This window comes from Leptotrichia sp. oral taxon 218 (assembly GCF_018128225.1).
In the GTDB taxonomy this organism is placed as follows: Bacteria; Fusobacteriota; Fusobacteriia; order Fusobacteriales; family Leptotrichiaceae; genus Leptotrichia.
The window spans coordinates 2,102,022-2,118,681 of sequence record NZ_CP072377.1 but is presented as its reverse complement, the minus strand read 5'-3'; the positions used below and the strand labels follow the sequence as shown (position 1 = coordinate 2,118,681).

The 16,660-nt window shown below is 26.1% G+C and carries 17 protein-coding genes; 1 reads left to right on the top strand and 16 read right to left on the bottom strand.

Going from position 1 to position 16,660, the window contains the following annotated elements:
- Positions 1-71 precede the first annotated feature (71 nt).
- Complete coding sequence (locus tag J5A73_RS10615) at positions 72-884, top strand: 5'-nucleotidase C-terminal domain-containing protein (RefSeq protein WP_249069279.1); 813 nt, start codon at positions 72-74, stop codon at positions 882-884.
- Positions 885-929: 45 nt separating this feature from the next.
- On the opposite strand, the gene J5A73_RS10075 is transcribed toward J5A73_RS10615, so the two are convergent.
- The 16 genes from J5A73_RS10075 to J5A73_RS10000 all read right to left on the bottom strand — a co-directional run bounded on the left by J5A73_RS10075 (position 930) and on the right by J5A73_RS10000 (position 16,644).
- Positions 930-1,541, bottom strand: coding sequence for a class I SAM-dependent methyltransferase (locus tag J5A73_RS10075; protein WP_211615443.1), 612 nt, complete (start codon positions 1,539-1,541; stop codon positions 930-932).
- A gap of 19 nt (positions 1,542-1,560) precedes the next feature.
- Positions 1,561-2,529 (bottom strand): ribose-phosphate pyrophosphokinase, encoded by a 969-nt coding sequence (locus tag J5A73_RS10070; protein ID WP_249069278.1) that lies wholly within the window; start codon positions 2,527-2,529, stop codon positions 1,561-1,563.
- Positions 2,530-2,542: 13 nt separating this feature from the next.
- Positions 2,543-3,637 (bottom strand): family 16 glycosylhydrolase, encoded by a 1,095-nt coding sequence (locus J5A73_RS10065; RefSeq protein ID WP_249069277.1) that lies wholly within the window; start codon positions 3,635-3,637, stop codon positions 2,543-2,545.
- Positions 3,638-3,770: 133 nt separating this feature from the next.
- A complete protein-coding gene (gene rfbD, locus J5A73_RS10060; RefSeq protein ID WP_211615439.1) occupies positions 3,771-4,628 on the bottom strand; it encodes a dTDP-4-dehydrorhamnose reductase in 858 nt (285 codons plus the stop codon).
- Between the two features lie 2 nt (positions 4,629-4,630).
- On the bottom strand, positions 4,631-5,497 hold the full coding sequence (locus J5A73_RS10055; protein WP_211615438.1) for a glycosyltransferase family 2 protein: 867 nt from the start codon (positions 5,495-5,497) through the stop codon (positions 4,631-4,633).
- A gap of 42 nt (positions 5,498-5,539) precedes the next feature.
- Positions 5,540-5,938 (bottom strand): GtrA family protein, encoded by a 399-nt coding sequence (locus tag J5A73_RS10050; RefSeq protein WP_211615437.1) that lies wholly within the window; start codon positions 5,936-5,938, stop codon positions 5,540-5,542.
- Between the two features lie 15 nt (positions 5,939-5,953).
- A complete protein-coding gene (locus tag J5A73_RS10045; RefSeq protein ID WP_211615436.1) occupies positions 5,954-6,862 on the bottom strand; it encodes a glycosyl transferase family 2 in 909 nt (302 codons plus the stop codon).
- 49 nt (positions 6,863-6,911) lie between these two features.
- Positions 6,912-7,811, bottom strand: coding sequence for a UTP--glucose-1-phosphate uridylyltransferase GalU (galU, locus tag J5A73_RS10040; RefSeq protein WP_211615435.1), 900 nt, complete (start codon positions 7,809-7,811; stop codon positions 6,912-6,914).
- Positions 7,812-7,871: 60 nt separating this feature from the next.
- On the bottom strand, positions 7,872-9,011 hold the full coding sequence (locus tag J5A73_RS10035; protein WP_249069276.1) for an FAD-dependent oxidoreductase: 1,140 nt from the start codon (positions 9,009-9,011) through the stop codon (positions 7,872-7,874).
- A gap of 86 nt (positions 9,012-9,097) precedes the next feature.
- The gene (locus J5A73_RS10030) at positions 9,098-9,856 is read right to left on the bottom strand and encodes a sugar phosphate isomerase/epimerase (protein ID WP_211615434.1); all 759 of its coding nucleotides are present in this window, start codon (positions 9,854-9,856) and stop codon (positions 9,098-9,100) included.
- Between the two features lie 9 nt (positions 9,857-9,865).
- On the bottom strand, positions 9,866-10,807 hold the full coding sequence (locus J5A73_RS10025) for an aldo/keto reductase (protein ID WP_211615433.1): 942 nt from the start codon (positions 10,805-10,807) through the stop codon (positions 9,866-9,868).
- Positions 10,808-10,819: 12 nt separating this feature from the next.
- Positions 10,820-11,752, bottom strand: coding sequence for a glycosyltransferase family 2 protein (locus tag J5A73_RS10020; protein ID WP_211615432.1), 933 nt, complete (start codon positions 11,750-11,752; stop codon positions 10,820-10,822).
- Entirely contained in the window at positions 11,715-12,806 is a 1,092-nt protein-coding gene (locus tag J5A73_RS10015; protein ID WP_211615427.1) for an acyltransferase, read from the bottom strand. Before J5A73_RS10015 ends, J5A73_RS10020 begins: the two co-directional genes overlap by 38 nt.
- Before the next feature lie 11 nt (positions 12,807-12,817).
- The gene (locus J5A73_RS10010) at positions 12,818-14,263 is read right to left on the bottom strand and encodes a DUF6056 family protein (protein WP_211615425.1); all 1,446 of its coding nucleotides are present in this window, start codon (positions 14,261-14,263) and stop codon (positions 12,818-12,820) included.
- Entirely contained in the window at positions 14,260-14,682 is a 423-nt protein-coding gene (locus J5A73_RS10005; protein WP_211615423.1) for a hypothetical protein, read from the bottom strand. Before J5A73_RS10005 ends, J5A73_RS10010 begins: the two co-directional genes overlap by 4 nt.
- A gap of 81 nt (positions 14,683-14,763) precedes the next feature.
- Positions 14,764-16,644 (bottom strand): rhamnan synthesis F family protein, encoded by a 1,881-nt coding sequence (locus tag J5A73_RS10000; RefSeq protein WP_211615421.1) that lies wholly within the window; start codon positions 16,642-16,644, stop codon positions 14,764-14,766.
- Positions 16,645-16,660 lie beyond the last annotated feature (16 nt).

The window sequence follows — 16,660 nt, the reverse complement described above, 5'->3', positions numbered from 1 at the left end:
TTAACCCAAAAGGAGTTGTTACAAATGTCGTAGCAAATCCACAATTATTAATTGGAGATAATTTTTTTGAAGTGAAGGATAAAGACGATAAAAAAATTCAATTGACTGGAGCAGAAAAAGATAAAGTTATTAAATTTGTAAATGAAAATAAAAATATTAAATTTGTAAAAAATGAACCTCAAGCTGAAAAATTATTGGAAGGTTACAAAAAAGAAAAAAATGAAATGGGTAAAAAATCAGTTGGAAAAATTTTAGATAAAATTCCAGGTGGTTCTGAAAACCGTATTCCAGATGCAAAAAATCCAGAAGGTTCTCTTGCAACAACTCTTGTCATGGAATCAGTTTTAGACAAATTAAAAACTATTGGAACTAGAAATATCGACTTTGTCATTGGAAATGCCGGAAATATAAGAATTACTCTGGAACCAGGAGAATTTAACTATGACCTTGCGTATACTTTGCTGCCTTTTGCCACAAATACAATTTATACGCTTGAAATCAAAGGTTCAGAAGTAAAACAGGTGCTTGAAGATGCGATAGATTATTCACTTACAGGTGGTTCAACTGGATCATTCCCTTATGGTGCTGGAATCAGATATGAAGCTACAAAAGCGGGAAAACTTGGAACAAGAGTCAAAAAAATCGAAGTGCTTGACAGAAAATCAAACGAATGGGTTCCAATTGACTCAAACAAAACTTATGTAATGGGAACAAATTCATACATTGCAAGTGGAAAAGACGGTTACAAAACTCTTGGTGAAATCATAAAAACTCGTGGTGGAACAAATACATATTTAAGCGATGTCCCTATTTTTATTGACTATGTAAAAGCTAAAAAAGAAATTTCAAGACCAAAAAGCTCAAATGTAATTTTCAAATACTAAAAAAATTAGGAGTACAAAATCGTACTCCTTTTTTCAACTAATTATTTAACTATTTTTAACACATCTAAAAATTCTATATCCAGCTTCAATCACAAGTGTAGTACAATTTCCAAAAAGTTCTTCCAATTTTTTTTTCGTACTCTTAGCTCCATGTTTAGTTTGAATCACGCAGTAAAATTCTCCGTTTTTGTTTAAATGAAAAAAACTTTTTTCATAAATTTCAAAAATCACTTGCTTTCCTGCTCTAATTGGTGGATTAGATAAAATCACATCGAAATTTTCAGAAATATTGTCAAATACAAAAGATTTTCTAACTTCAAAATCATCTGTCCTATTATTTTTTTGTATATTTTCTTTTGTCAATTCCAGCGCTCTCTCATTGACATCCGTCGATAAAATTTTTGCTTTTTCAAAAAATCTTTTTAAAACAACAGAAACAACGCCATATCCGCAACCAATATCCAAAATTCTAATATTTTCCAATTTTTTATTTTCATTCAAAAAAGTCCGCAACATCACATCAGTCCCAAAATCAACTTTTGTCTTTGAAAAAACTCCATTATCAGTCAAAAACTCAAATTTTTCATTTTTAATTTCATAATTTATTATTTTTTTTGCTGATTTCACATCTTGCACTTCAGAAAAATAATGGCTCATTTTATCTATATTTTCCTCCTTATTTCACAAATAAATTACTCATTTCTTTATAAACAACTATTCTTTTTACCGCTTCTCCAAAAATCTTAGCTGTTGATAAAACAGTAAGTTTTTCAAAATATTCATCTTCTCTTAACTCAATTGTGTCTGTTACGACAACTTCTTTAATTACAGATTCCTTTAGTCTTTTTACCGCATAATCTGAAAATACCGCATGAGTCGCACAGCAATACACTTCTGTTGCACCGTTTTTAATTAACGCATCTGCTGCATTACAAACCGTTTTTCCTGTATTAATCATATCATCAAGCAAAATAACCTTTTTACCACGCACATCTCCAATTAAATTTTCAACTTCATATTTCCCATTTTCATTTTTTCTCTTTTCTACAATCGCAAGTGGCACTTCAAGCCATTTGGCAAAACCTCTTGCCCTTTTTAGTGAACCTATGTCAGGTGCCACAACAACGACATCTTCACTTTGAGAAAATCCTTTTTTTTCAAAATATTTTGCCAAAATCGGAAGCGGCTCCATATGATCAACTGGAATGTCAAAAAAGCCCTGTGTCTGTCTAGTATGCAACTCCATCGTAACAATTCTTGTCGCCCCAGCTGTAAACAATAAATTTGAAACTAATTTTGCAGTAATTGGATCATGTGGATTAATCGTCCTATCTTGCCTTGCATATGCAAAATATGGAATAATCGCTATAATTTCTTTAGCAGACGCTCTTTTTAGCACATCTATAAAAATCAGAAGTTCCATCAAATTTTCATTCACTTTTCCCGCAGTTGACTGCACGACAAAAACTTTACTTCCTCTCACACTTTCAAGCGATTTTGTAAATATTTCTCCATCCGCAAATTTTTGAATCTTATTTTTTGAAAGTGGCAGCCCTACATAATCCGCTATTTTTTGCGCCAATTTTTTTGCCGAAGAACCAGCAAATATCTTTACATCATTTTCCTTAAACTTTTTAACTTCCATAACCATCCTCCTTTTATTTATCTTTTTTATAGACTCTCACATAATCAACTTTCATCTCTGTCGGAAAATCCACATCTCCATCACTTCCAGTTTGATTTTCAAGCGCCACATTTATCATAAGAAAATATGGCTGATTAAATGGATTTCTTCCAGCTTTTTTCTCCATTTCCTTCATAGTTCTCTTTTTGTAAACTCTTCCGTTAAATAGCCATTTTACTTCTTTTGAATCCCATTCGACAGCATAAGTATTAAATTGTGTCAAATCTTCATTCTTTTTAATCTTTTCATCATCTCCGTCAAACATCTGATATTTATTTTCCGTCGTTTTTAAAACATGTGTAGTCCCAGTCACTCTTGACAAATCAGAACCATAAATTTCAAAAATATCAATTTCTCCATCCGCTAACTTAGTCCCTTGGCTATACCATTCAGGCCACATCCAAAAAGCAGGCCAAGTTCCTACACCTTTAGGCATAGCCGCTCTCATCTCAATCTTACCTTCTTGCACAGAAAATTTTCCTTTAGTGTGAACTGCTCCAGAACTATACAATATTTTTCTCTGTTTTCCATCAATATTCACAGTTTTATTATTCTCTTTTTTCACTTCAATGACTAAATTTCCATCTTGCACTTTAACATTATCCTTTAAATAATAATGTTTAACCTTAAATCCAGACTGATCCACCAAATTTCCTTTCTCATCCAAATAATTTCCCGCATTCCAAGGAATGTTATTATCTCCCCAGTAGCTCCATTTAGACATATCTAAACTGTTCGAATCAAATTCATCATCCCAAACTAATTTCCATTCTTCATTTTTATCACTTTTTTTTCTATTCACAATTTTATTCCAAAGTGATTTTTTTCCATATTTTCCGTTTGTCTGAGTATTTTCACTAACTTTTTTTCTTCTTTTTCCCAAAAGACTTTGTTCTTCTTTTCCATTTTCTTCAGTACTACTAGAATTATTTTCACTAGTCAACTCCGACTTTTCTTGTGTCATTTCAATCGAATAATTTTTTTCTTCAAAAATCTGTTGCGTCTTTGCGCTTCCAATGACACTCAAGCTCAAAAATCCCAATAAAATTAATATATTTGTTTTTTTCATTTATTTTTCTCCGTTCTAAATTATTTATTTAATTATAAACTATTTTTTTGAATTTTTGAATAGTTTTTTAAAATTTTGATAAAACAAAAATCTTATTAAAAAAAGCTGAAAAACTCAGCTTAATTTAAAATTTTTACAACTCTTCATTTTCTTTCATCTCTTCTAAAAACCTATCAATCCCCGACTGCCAAGTAGGAATTTTCTCACCTAACAATTTCTCAACTTTGCTAGAATCCAATTTCGAATAAGCTGGTCGTTTTGCTGGAAGATTAAAATCAGCTGTTTTAGCTCTTCCTAACGTTCCTTTCCAACCAATTTTTTCCAAAACATATTTTGCTTGGTCATATTTACTCGCAATTCCATCATTTGTAATATGATACAATCCAAATTTTTCAGTTTGGATTAATTTCCAAGAAAATTCGGCAAGATCTACTGAATATGTGGGAGCTGATACTTGATCATCTACTATACTCAACTTATTTCGAGATTTGCTCCAATTTATTACTTGCTTAACGAAATTATTATTTGCTATGCCAAACATCCAAGAAGTTCTAATTACAAAACTTTTATTATAACTCTCCAACACAAATTTTTCTCCAGTTATTTTTGCTTTTGCATATTCAGAAAGTCCATTTACCTCATCGTCTTCATTATATGGAACTTTCTTTTCCCCATCAAACACAAAATCTGTTGAATAAGTAACAAAAATTGCTCCAATTTTCTTAGAAATTTCAGCTAACTTTTTTGGTGCTTTAGAATTTGACAACCAAACTTTTTTATCAGTTTCAGCTTTATCCACATCATTATATGCTGCACAATTTATTATGTGAGTAATCTCTTTGTTTACTTGAAAGAATTTTTTTAGAGCTTTGTCGCTTGTGATATCCAATTTCTTGCAATCTACTGCGATATATTCAATATTTTTTTTATCAAATATTTTTTTGAATTCGTGGCCTAATTGACCGTTTGAACCTGTTAATAGTATTTTCATAATTACCCTTTCAATAATAAAGATAACTGTTTTTTTAAAGGCATATTAATATTAGATTTTTTTAATTCAGTATACCTTCTTAGTCTATTTTGTTTTACATTTGTTATTTTGAAATAACTTTCTATCATATTTTTTTGCTCTAAATTCAATCTATTTTTATATAACTCATAAATTTTTTTTATCAATTTATAATCTTTTTCATAAAAGTATCTTTTAGATATTAACTTCTTCCAATCAGTATTTCCACCTATTTGATTATTTTCATGCTGTCTATAATCCATAAAAGATTCGTTTATAAAAACTCTTTTAAAAAGAATATCAGTTAATAAATGAATATATCTATCATGAATATAAACCTCTTCAGGAAATGGTAATATAAATTCTTTTAAACTTTTTGTTATCATTATAGTTGCGCCTTGAACAAAAAAATTAAAAAATACATTTTCCAATTTTTGCTCTAAAAATTTATCAGAAATAAATAAATTTAATTTTTGATTTTTCTCTCTATATAAATTTGAATTCGAATGAATCATAATTTTCTCATTTTTAAATTCTTTTATTTTTTCTAACCTTTCTAAATATCTTAATATCTTTTCTTTTTTCCAAATATCATCTTGATCAGAAAACATTATTAATTTGGCTTTTGAAATTTTTAACAATTCTTCAAAATTTTTAACAATTCCAAGATTACCTTTATTATCTTTTAAAATTTTTATTCTAGTGTCTTTTTTTTGATAACTTTCTATAATCTCCATTGTGCTATCTGTAGAACCATCATCACGTATCAATAGATTCCATCCTTGATATGTTTGATTAATAATTGAATCTATTTGCTCAGACAAATATTTTTCGCCATTATATGTTGCCATTAATATATCTATTTTTTTCTCCATTTTTTTTATTCCTTCATTCTATCTTTTAAAAACCAATTTTTTACTTAAAATATAATTTAAAATTATAACAACTACATTGACTATTATCTTAGAAATCATAACATTCTTATATAAAATTTCTACAAATAAGACCATTAAAAGCATATCTATTATAAATGTAAATAATCTTGAGCCTATAAAAAAAACAAATTCTTTTATTATTTCAACTTTTCCTTCTTTTTTTGATTCAAAAACATATAATTTATTTGTTACATATGCGAATATAATTGCTAAAACAAACGCTAATGTATTTGCTATTTTATAATTTAATGTTTTATTAAAGAGAAAAAAACTTACTGTATTTACAACCGTTGTGAGTATTCCAAAAATTAAATATAAGAAAGTTTCTTTATTTATTAATTTTTTTACAATATTCATTTTATCTCCTAAAAACTATTTTTTATCAATTGACCTATAAATATAATCTTTTGTATTTGATGAATTTTGTAAAATATGATGTAAATACCTTATAACAATACTTAAAATAAAGAATACTCCAAAGAATCCTAGACTCAGTACTATGAATAACGAAGCCCATCCCTCCATTGTTTCTTTTAAAATTTTTGTAATTATACTGTAAATAACTCCTAATCCAAATAATATAAAAAATCCAAAAGCTAATCTTTGAGTAAATAACATAATTGCATCTGTGTAATAAATTAATGTATCAAACATTAACATTAAATTTTCTGAAAACCCTCTATTATTTTTATAATCCATATCTACTATTATATAAGAACTTTTCAATCCCGAAAGAACATATGCAACATTTCTATTAATAATTCTTTTTCCTACTTCTGCTACTTTATTTTGACCTCTTCTTGATGATAAAGTCATAACCGATGAATTAATATCTTCATTAAATGAATTTTTAAAATATTTATTTAAAATATTATAAAATATTTTTGAAGATCTTCTTGATTTTTTTGGTGTTAAAAATACAAAGTCATATCCTTCTTGACTTTTTCTATACATTTCAATTATTTTATTGTAGTCTATATCAAAAGAAATATCTTCTATTTCAACAATATAATCTCCTATTGCTATTGCAGTTCCTGCATTTAAAGCCTGTTGTGTTCTATGTTTTATAGGTAATTTAATTTCTGTATGTTTAAAGTTCAAAGATTTCAATGACTCTAAAGGATCTACTTTAGCTGTATTATCCACTATTACAATTTCACTACTCTTAAAATTATCATCCAAAACTTTTTTTATTTTCTCTATTTTTCTTTCTATTTGGCTATTATCATCATTTATAACTAAAACAACGGATATATAATTTTGTTCCAAATTTTTTATCATTTTTTCCTCCAAATTGCTAAATCTCACTAACAATATTTATTATAATGTCTTAATCCAATCTTTTTATCAATGTTTTCAAATATTCTTTCGCTCTATCCTTCAATTCCGGATGTCTCAACCCAAACTCCACATTTGCCACAAACATTCCAAATTTATTCCCTGTATCATATCTAAATCCATCGTAATTATACGCATACAATTTCCCTTTATCATTCTTCATATCCAAAATTGCATCTGTCAACTGAATTTCTCCACCTTTTCCAGGCTTCGTATTTTTCAAATATCCAAAAATTTCTGGTTCCAATACATATCTTCCCAATGCAGCTAATCTACTAGGTGCCTCTTCCAACGATGGTTTTTCCACAAAATTTTCTACTTCAACTGTTCTCTCATCAATTGTTTTCAAAGGCTTAACAATTCCATATTTATTAACATCTTTTTCAGCAACCTCTTGAACTCCCAAAATATTTCCACCATTCAATTCAACATATTTATCAATCAATTGTTTTGTAACAGGAGTCTCACCTTTGTTCTCATCAGTATAAATAATGTCATCCCCCAACACTACTACAAACGGTTCATCTCCAATAAACGCTTCTGCACAACCAATCGCATGTCCCAATCCTAACGGTTTCTTCTGTCTAACATAATAAATATTCGCCAATTTTGAAATATCATCGATCACTTTCAAAAGCTCTAATTTCCCTTTTTCCTCCAACGTTTTTTCCAACTCAAACGAATAATCAAAATGATTTTCAATTGAACTCTTATTTCTCCCTGTAACAATAAGAATCTCCTCAATCCCAGAAGCAATCAGCTCCTCAACCAAATACTGCAATGCTGGTTTATCCACAATAACTAACATTTCCTTAGGCTGAGCCTTTGTCGCTGGCAATACTCTTGTTCCTAATCCTGCTGCGGGTATCACTGCTTTTCTTATTCTTTTCATAAGATTCTCCTTTTTATTTAAATAGAATAATATAAATTTAAAATTTTATTTTAAATTTTTTTATAAAATTTCATCCAAATCATACATTGTATTTATTTTCCCAGAAAATACTGTATAAAAATCTGGACTTTGAGAATACTGTTTTATAATTGTTGGTCTTGAATCATCAATTTCAGAAGCAACTAAAATAGGTTTTATTGTATACAATGACTTCACATATTTTATTTCAATGTCTTCATTCAAATATTTCTTAGCAATTTGAACCATTTCTTCAAATGCAGTTTCAGGAAAAATTCCACAATGAATACATCCTTTTGAATGTTCAGGATGTTTTTTCTTTTCTACATCTCCACAACAGTCATATGGTGGTAAATTTTCATAATTTGTAAAATGTGGTGTTCTTGAAACAGTTGTTATAGAATGATAACCTGTTAACCCAAATGGCATCAATGAGAAAAAAGGTCCATCCATAACTGTTAATCCGACATTTTTAATGTTCTCTGAAACTTCACATAAAATCACTTCACAAAATTCATATTTTATTGGTAAATATTCAAATCCTAACAAATCATGAATTATATTAATTCCTGCATAAGTTGCATTTAAAACGAATGGTGCTGAATATATTTCTCCATTTGAAGTTTTAAACACATATTCTTTCTCTTCTTTTTTTATTTCCGCTATTTTCGTTTCAAATTTAAAATTACATCCTAATTTTACTAATTCTTCATACAATATTTTTCCAATTATCTTAGCATCAAATGAATACTCTTGTGTCAAAAATGCCTTATCAATAGTATTTTCATTAAAAAATTTTCCTTTAGGAATTTCATCACATCTTACATTTAAATTATCACAAAACTTTTGAAATTGTTCTCCGTTAGTCCAACTATAATCAGAGGCTACCGCATAAATTTTTTCAAATTTATCATTGATCCCCTTTTTAAAATCATTATAGAATCTATTAAAATATTTTGCAGATTTTGATGCCGTAGAAAAAGATCTTGGATAATGATAGCCATTGTGAAGTCTTGCTTGATTTATATAAGATCCCCTATTAAATGGTTCTTTTTCTACTTCTAGTATTAATACTTTTTCATTAGGATTTTTTTCTAAACTTCGTTTGGCAGCATACATTCCATATATTCCTGCTCCTATTATTATTTTGTCATATTTTTCCATAACTAATCCTTCAAACATAAAATTTTATTTGAATACAACTCCTTAACTTTTTATTTTTCCTATTTAAAAATAAAACTATCCAAAAATTTCCTTAATATATTTAATTACATTTTCAATTTTTTTATCTCATTAAATTTTGTCATTTCAATAGAAATAAATCTTTTATAATTTTCATTTAATAATATCTTTTTCAAATTTTTATGTATTTCTCTTTTTTCTATCATTTTTAGCCAAGGTTCACTAATATGAACATGACTTATATATTTTACATTATTTTGTAATATTGTTAAATTTTCATTATTTGAAATTATTGTTCCTAAATCTAAATTTAGCAAAAATCCTTTTGAATTTACTTTTTTTACTAATTCTAATGCAGATTTTGTATCATTAATATAATTTGTATTATAAATAGTTGGATTTGCTTCCATTCCAACTATTGTATTTTTTTTATATGCATATTCTCCCAATACTTTAAAAAATTCTTTTTCATTTTTACTACTTTTACCCTCATTAATATTTCTATTTTTAGGAGAACCAAATACTAAGTTTTTACATTCTATCACATTTGCAAAATCTATAGCTTTTTTTGTATAATCCATCAGCACTTTTTCTTCCTTTTTAGAATCAAATAAGTTTTCAGTTTTTCCAAACCAAATTGACTGCATTGATGAAATTTCTAAATTATACTTTTTTTTTATTTCTTCTTTCCAAATTTTAGCTTCTTCTAATTTTTCATACGGATTTTCTCCCATAACTTTAGTAGGAGCTATCTCCAATCCTTTAAATCCATATTTCTCCATCATACTATAAATTTTTTCATCATTTAATGTATCCCAAGCTATATTTGAAATTGATAACTTCATAATTAACCTCTATTCTTCATTTATTTTATCTAATTCTTTCCATAATTCTTCTGGTATTTTTGCTTCCAATCCCTTAACATTATCAATTAATTGTTCTGGTCTACTTGCTCCCATAACAGGAAAAATATTTTTTCTTAACATCCATTGAATAGCAACATAATGAGCTTTTACTTTATACTTTTCACAAATTTCTAAATATTTATCTATTCGTTCCTTATTCTGATTATAAATATCTAATGTTTTAGAATAATTTATTTTTTTTCTTTTAGCAATTCTAGAATTTTCTGGAATTCCTTTTCTGTATTTTCCAGTTAGTAATCCTTGTGCCAATGGTGAAAAACCTAATATGCTAATTCCTTTTTCATCGCAAAACTTTTTTACTCCGTTTTTTTCAACTTTAGTTATCGCATAAGAATAAATACTTTGCTCTAAAATTGGCTTTTCTAATTTTAATTCATCACATACTTTATGACATTCTTCTAATGCTTCTATCGGCCATTCAGAAGTTGCCCAATATCTTATTTTTCCAATATTTATAAGATAATTAAATGTCCTTACTATCTCTTCCATTGAAACTTCAGGATCATACCTATGTGCATAATATAAATCAACATAATCTAATTTTAACTTTTTTAATGATTCTTCTATTGCCCATAAAATATGTTTTCTTGAAAGTCCTCTATGAAAAGGGGTTTCTCCTATAGGCCAAGAGCCTTTTGTTGATATTACATACTCTTCTCTTCTATATCTTCTTAACGCTCTACCTAATAAAGTTTCTGCTTCTCCATAATTATTTGAAGTATCAAACGATCTTATTCCTAAATTCCAAGCAGTATCAATTAACTCTGCCACTCTTTTTTCTTCATTAAATTCTGTACCTATTGTTAAAGCTGTTCCAAATGTTATCTCGGTAATTTTTAATCCTGATTTACCAACTCTTACATATTTCATAATATTCTCCTTCTATTCTTCAATATTATTCGGTGTTTTATAATCATCTATAATTGAAATTGGTCTTCTTTTACTTTCTATCATTATTTGTCCCGTATATTCACCAATTATTGTTAAACTCACTAATATCATTGTTGAAAAAAATCCTATTATAAATCCTAAGATATACAGTTTTTCTTTACTTATTATTGATAAAATTAACAAAAGTACTGTTACTATTGATGAAAAAATAGATATTGTAAAAATTTTTCTTAATGGTTCTATAGAAATACTTGTAATACCGTCTAATGCATATCTTATCATACTAAATAAATTATATTTTGTTTTTCCTGAAAATCTTTGATCCCTATTATACTCTATTACTGCTGTTTTCATCCCTACAAATGGAACGGTTACTCTAAATACTTTATTTTTTTCTTCTAATTTATTTAATTCATCAACCACTTTTCTAGAAAGCAATCTAAAATTAGCAGCATTTTTTTCTAGTTTTAACTTTCCAGATAGTTTATCTGAAATTTTGTAATACAAATTTGCAGAGAACTTTTTGAAAAATGTGTCACTTTCTCTTTTTTTTCTTTTAGCTACAACGACATCATAACCTTTTTCATATTTTTTTACTAATTCTAATATTACGGAAGGTGGATCTTGTAAATCCGCATCCATAACTATTACAATATCTCCTTTCGCTTTTTCTAATCCTGCATTTATAGCTCCTTCTAATCCAAAATTTCTTGATAAATTAATTATACTTAACTTAGGATAATATTTTTCATACATTTCACTCATTTTTTCCCAAGTTCTATCTTTAGAACCATCATTAATCATTAAAATTTCTGTAGTATAATCTATTTCTAGTGGTTTTAAGTTTTTTAAAACTCGTTCACAATATTCTGATACTAAATTCTCTTCATTGTACATTGGTGCAATTATTGTTATTCTTCTCATTTCTATTCTCCATATTTTTTTTATAAATATTTTTATTATTTATATCTTTTTTTAATTTTATGAATTTTTTCTCAACCAAATTGTAAAATAATATTGATGTTATTAATATTGAAACATAATAAAATACCCTATTAGTTTTATTAAAATGTCCCATTATATCCATAACTATTGGATGAATTAAATATATCGAATATCCCAGTGTTCCTAATATTGATATTTTTTCTAAAATTTTTGAAATAATTCCACCCTCATAAGTAAATACTATTATTAAAACCGCTGCTACAACTGAAAATATTAAATTATTATCTTGATTATAATCAGGTCTTCCATATAATAAATAGATGAATAAAACAATTAATATCTCCAATAGGGAATATTTTAAAAATTTATTTTTCTTAAAATTAATTTTATATTTTTTATAATACAATCCTGCTAATCCACCAATACTATATGAATACAATATTCTAAAAACTCCTATAGGGATTGAATTTAGTACTAAAGAAAAATAACCCTGAGCTTTATCAGAAAAATGCAACATCAAACTTTGTGAAATTATCATTATAACTATAAATATAAAAAATAACATCTCTTTATATTTTTTATTCCAAAAATATATTAAAGTAAATAAAATTGTTCCTATATATAACTCCAAGCCTAAAGTCCAAGCAATTCCTAAAATAGATCCTTGAAATATATTTTTTCTCAAACCTAAAGTTTGTAATAAAAAAATATCAACAAAAAAGTCATAAAAAGAATATAATCTCCCTTTTAATACTAAAAAATATACTATATTCCATATTAAAAGTAAAACTACATAAGGTAATAGTAATCTTATGAACCTCCCTAAAAATACTTTTTTTAATATTTTAGACGACTCTATACTGTCATTATCTTTTAGTTTTATCGTCCAAATAAATGAACTCAACACAAAAAAGAAATCAACAGCGTTTCCTGCTGGAGATGGAATTTTTAATAAAATATCATAGAAATGTCCAAAAGCCACTATTGAAGCTGCAATAAATCTAAAACTTTCTAAAATCTTAAATTTTTTCATTTTAATCCTCTCTAATTACTAACTGACTGCAATAAATATATTGTATATGAAAATAATATTAATAATGATATACAAGAGAATACAGATTTTCCTATTCTAAATGCTCTATTTTCTTCTATCCTGTATTCTTTATTCAATTCTACATATAATTGAGAAATTATAAAAATAAATAAGACATTCATTAATAAAAAAATTCTACTTCCACTTGCATAAATTGTTGGAGAAAAACACATTATGTAAACTGTTCCAATACCAACCCAATAAATTCCAAAATTTAAAATACCTTTTTTTATATTTTTGAACGAAATTAAGATTATAAAAGAAACAAATATAATCATTATATAAGTTAATACTGATGGTAAATAGTCAATTCGTCCAATTTTAATTTCTCTTATTGGATACATAACATCAAAAAGAATTTTTTCTAAGCCATTTCTTATAAATAAAGTTTGATTTGTTCTCGAAGGATTAAAAAAATTTTCAAAATTAAAATACCAAAGCATTACATTGTTATCTAATAAACTAACAGGAAACAGATTTAACACCATGTAAAAAAAAGGAATATAAAGTATTTTAAACCTCTTTTTATATCTTTTGTAAACTATTAAACTTAATAAAATAACTAATACAAAAAATAATAAATTAGAACCTGATATAATGTGTTTATTCACTAAATTAATAACTTCATATATTCTATATCCAAATGGCATATTCTCATAATTTTGATACCACATAAGTTCTGTTCTAACCCTTTCTTTAAATCCAGGAGTTAATCTCGAGATAACTGCATTAATAATAAAAAAAATATAATATAATAAAAAAAATTTTTTCTCTTTTATTTTTTTATTTCTTAAAATTATAAACAAAGCAATACTAGCTATAATAAACATAGCAAAAAAAGTTTGTTCCACATAAGCAGTCATAAAAGTTGATAAATAAAAAATAATCCATTTCATTTTAGAAAATTCATACTTATTTGAAACAAATAAAATATAATAAAAAGGAATCATTGCGTAGATAAATCCCGTAATAGGCCAAATATAATGATAGTTCCCTGCCATCCATACAAATGTTGAAGTTATTGTATAAGGATATATAAAAAACATCACTGTTAATATAATTTTATCCATTTTTATTTTATCTTTTTTTTCTAAAAAAGGAATATAATAATAAGATAATCCCTTCAAAAATAAAAAAGATAAAATTATATTTTCTATTTTCCATGCTAAAAGATTATATTTAAAAATTGCTTTTACTATAAAAACAGATAATCTTCCCGACCAGTGAAAATATTCAGATTTTATAAATCCTAATCTCCCTAACTCTTCAAACATTGTTTTATATTTTATATCGTCTGCTAAGGAATATTGATATTTAAAAATAAATATTCCAATAATTAATGAAAAAATTATATAAATTTTATTTTCTTCAAAAAAATTTTTTAGTTTTATAATCATTTATTCTCTCCTTCTATTCTATAATTTGTATTTATTAATATTTTTTCATTATTATCTTGTATCAGAAAATAAATATCCAATGGATATTTTATATTTTTATTTATTTTTATTGTAGAAATAATACCTGTTCTATCATAATTATGTTCATTTTTAAACCATGCACTTATTTCTCTCCTTATAGTTGATTTAGTAAATAATTTATAATAATTTCCTTGACTATCTTTTAAGACAAGTACTCTGTTAATATAAATATTATCTTCTCCTTTTTTTAATATCCACCCTTCTATAAATATTTTTTTATTATGTTTTTCAACTTTATCAATATAATAAGGAAATTTTTTATTTTCTGATTTTAAATCTAAAACTTTGATATTTTTTATATTAATTTTTTTTATCTTATAAATTGATTCATAGTACACTGTGGCAAAAAAAGAGAAACAACAATTGAAAATAAAAATGTCAGATATATATATTTATTGATATTTTTTTGTAGCATTTTCTTATCCTTTCAAAAATAAATAGATTTTTTTTAATTTATTCCATATAAATTTAGGAAGAATTTTTTTTAATGCTAATCTAAATTTATATGTTAAACTTCCTTTTGAATTTGAAATTATCTCCACTATTCCATAAAGACTTGTACTATATCTTTTTCTAAACAATGCTTTATTTATTTCACTTGAAGCAAAATATAAATTTGTTAACTCAACTCTAGCTAATTTTTCTGTCATTACCCAAGCTCCATAATACCCTGCATCTTGAACTACATATCCATATATTCTTTCTACAGCATGTAATATTGTACCATCATTTTCATTTGGTTCTTTTGGAAAATCTTCATATTCCCAATCATAATCAAACAATTTTTCCATTGCTTTTGGTCTAAACCAAAACATTGTTCCTAATGGACTTATTGGTTCATCTGCCCAATGTACCTTTGTTTTCAATTTTAATTTTTCTGATAATTTTTTTGTATTTTCCAAGTTTGAGGCCCACTCATTCCCTAATGTATGATAAAAATTACTGTGATTTGGCGGTGGCGGCATCAATATTCCTAATTTTTCATTTTCCTTAAATAGATTTAGTATATTTTCTACATATGACTTACTTGATAAATTTCCCTCATAACATTTGTATCTAAAATCTTTTCCTACACAATAAGGTTTTAATTGCGCCGTCTTTTTATCATGCATAAAACATACATAATCATAATTCATAACTCTATCTTTAGCACCAACTAAAAATGACGATACATCCCTTCCACGATTCTCTATTATTTTTATTTCTATATTTTTATATGGTAATTCTTTTATCTTTTCTTCTAATACACTTTTTAATTCTTTTTTAGGTAATGTTATTAATATATCTGAATTTACTGGCATTGACTTCATATATCTTATAGATTCATCTATCAAATCTTCAAAATATATATGAAAGATTAATAATAACTTATCATTCGACAAATCATTTTCTTTGAGTTTATAATCTGTAGGTAAAATATAGTTTAAATGCATTAATCTTTTTATATCTGACATACTTGAAGTTCTCAATATATTTTCCCATATTAGATTTTCATCATATTCAGTTTTTTCTTTTATAAATTCATATGAACTTAAAGTACATTTTCCTATAGTATCGTTCAAAATATCGTAATATCTTTGTGAAAAAGATTTTAACTTTATTATTGGACATCTTCTATTTATTATCAATTCATCTGACATCATCATCAAAGGATATCTTGTATATCCTTCTAAATCAGTAGTATCTATATAGACTGCTGATTTATATCCTTTCTCATTAAATTCTTTAGTAAATATCACCTCATATAATCCTACTGATTCAGCATAAGAATTTATCATTGGCATATTTTCCCACATATCTTGATAATCTTTTGTCTTTAACAAAGAATTTCTAATAACTAAAAAACTTGATTGTATATGTTCTGGTATATATCCATATTTGCATGTTTCAAAAATGTCTTCATCTACTTTATGATGTTTTGTTATTCCCCAAAAATCCAAATCTTTTTTGTTCATTTTCTCAAACATTTCAGAAAATGGATATATTGGTCCAAAAATTGTATAATTCATCAAAATTATTTCATCATAATTCTCTAATTCTTCCCAACCATAAAATTCTAAACCTTCTTTGTAGCCCCATACATCAAATCCTTTATTTTCTCTAACTATAAAATCTGTTACATATTTTTCTACTTTTTTTCTTCCTTCTTCCTGTAATTTACCATTTGCTACAAAGCATAATTTATCATAGAAACCCTGAAGTCCATCAAATAAAGTTGGTATATAATTGTCTACAATACCATCCTTGTCATAAAAAAGAAAAATTATGACTCTTTTTATTTTATTTTTATCTAATATCATTTTTCTCCTTTCAGAT

Coding starts and splice junctions, on each gene's coding strand:
- J5A73_RS10015 (WP_211615427.1), bottom strand. CDS start 12,806: ATGAAAAAATTTAAGATTTTAGAAAGTTTTAGATTTATTGCAGCTTCA.
- J5A73_RS10050 (WP_211615437.1), bottom strand. CDS start 5,938: ATGAATATTGTAAAAAAATTAATAAATAAAGAAACTTTCTTATATTTA.
- J5A73_RS10065 (WP_249069277.1), bottom strand. CDS start 3,637: ATGAAAAAAACAAATATATTAATTTTATTGGGATTTTTGAGCTTGAGT.
- J5A73_RS10010 (WP_211615425.1), bottom strand. CDS start 14,263: ATGATTATAAAACTAAAAAATTTTTTTGAAGAAAATAAAATTTATATA.
- J5A73_RS10020 (WP_211615432.1), bottom strand. CDS start 11,752: ATGAGAAGAATAACAATAATTGCACCAATGTACAATGAAGAGAATTTA.
- J5A73_RS10000 (WP_211615421.1), bottom strand. CDS start 16,644: ATGATATTAGATAAAAATAAAATAAAAAGAGTCATAATTTTTCTTTTT.
- rfbD (WP_211615439.1), bottom strand. CDS start 4,628: ATGAAAATACTATTAACAGGTTCAAACGGTCAATTAGGCCACGAATTC.
- J5A73_RS10070 (WP_249069278.1), bottom strand. CDS start 2,529: ATGGAAGTTAAAAAGTTTAAGGAAAATGATGTAAAGATATTTGCTGGT.
- J5A73_RS10030 (WP_211615434.1), bottom strand. CDS start 9,856: ATGAAGTTATCAATTTCAAATATAGCTTGGGATACATTAAATGATGAA.
- J5A73_RS10035 (WP_249069276.1), bottom strand. CDS start 9,011: ATGTTTGAAGGATTAGTTATGGAAAAATATGACAAAATAATAATAGGA.
- J5A73_RS10075 (WP_211615443.1), bottom strand. CDS start 1,541: ATGAGCCATTATTTTTCTGAAGTGCAAGATGTGAAATCAGCAAAAAAA.
- J5A73_RS10045 (WP_211615436.1), bottom strand. CDS start 6,862: ATGATAAAAAATTTGGAACAAAATTATATATCCGTTGTTTTAGTTATA.
- J5A73_RS10055 (WP_211615438.1), bottom strand. CDS start 5,497: ATGGCAACATATAATGGCGAAAAATATTTGTCTGAGCAAATAGATTCA.
- J5A73_RS10025 (WP_211615433.1), bottom strand. CDS start 10,807: ATGAAATATGTAAGAGTTGGTAAATCAGGATTAAAAATTACCGAGATA.
- galU (WP_211615435.1), bottom strand. CDS start 7,811: ATGAAAAGAATAAGAAAAGCAGTGATACCCGCAGCAGGATTAGGAACA.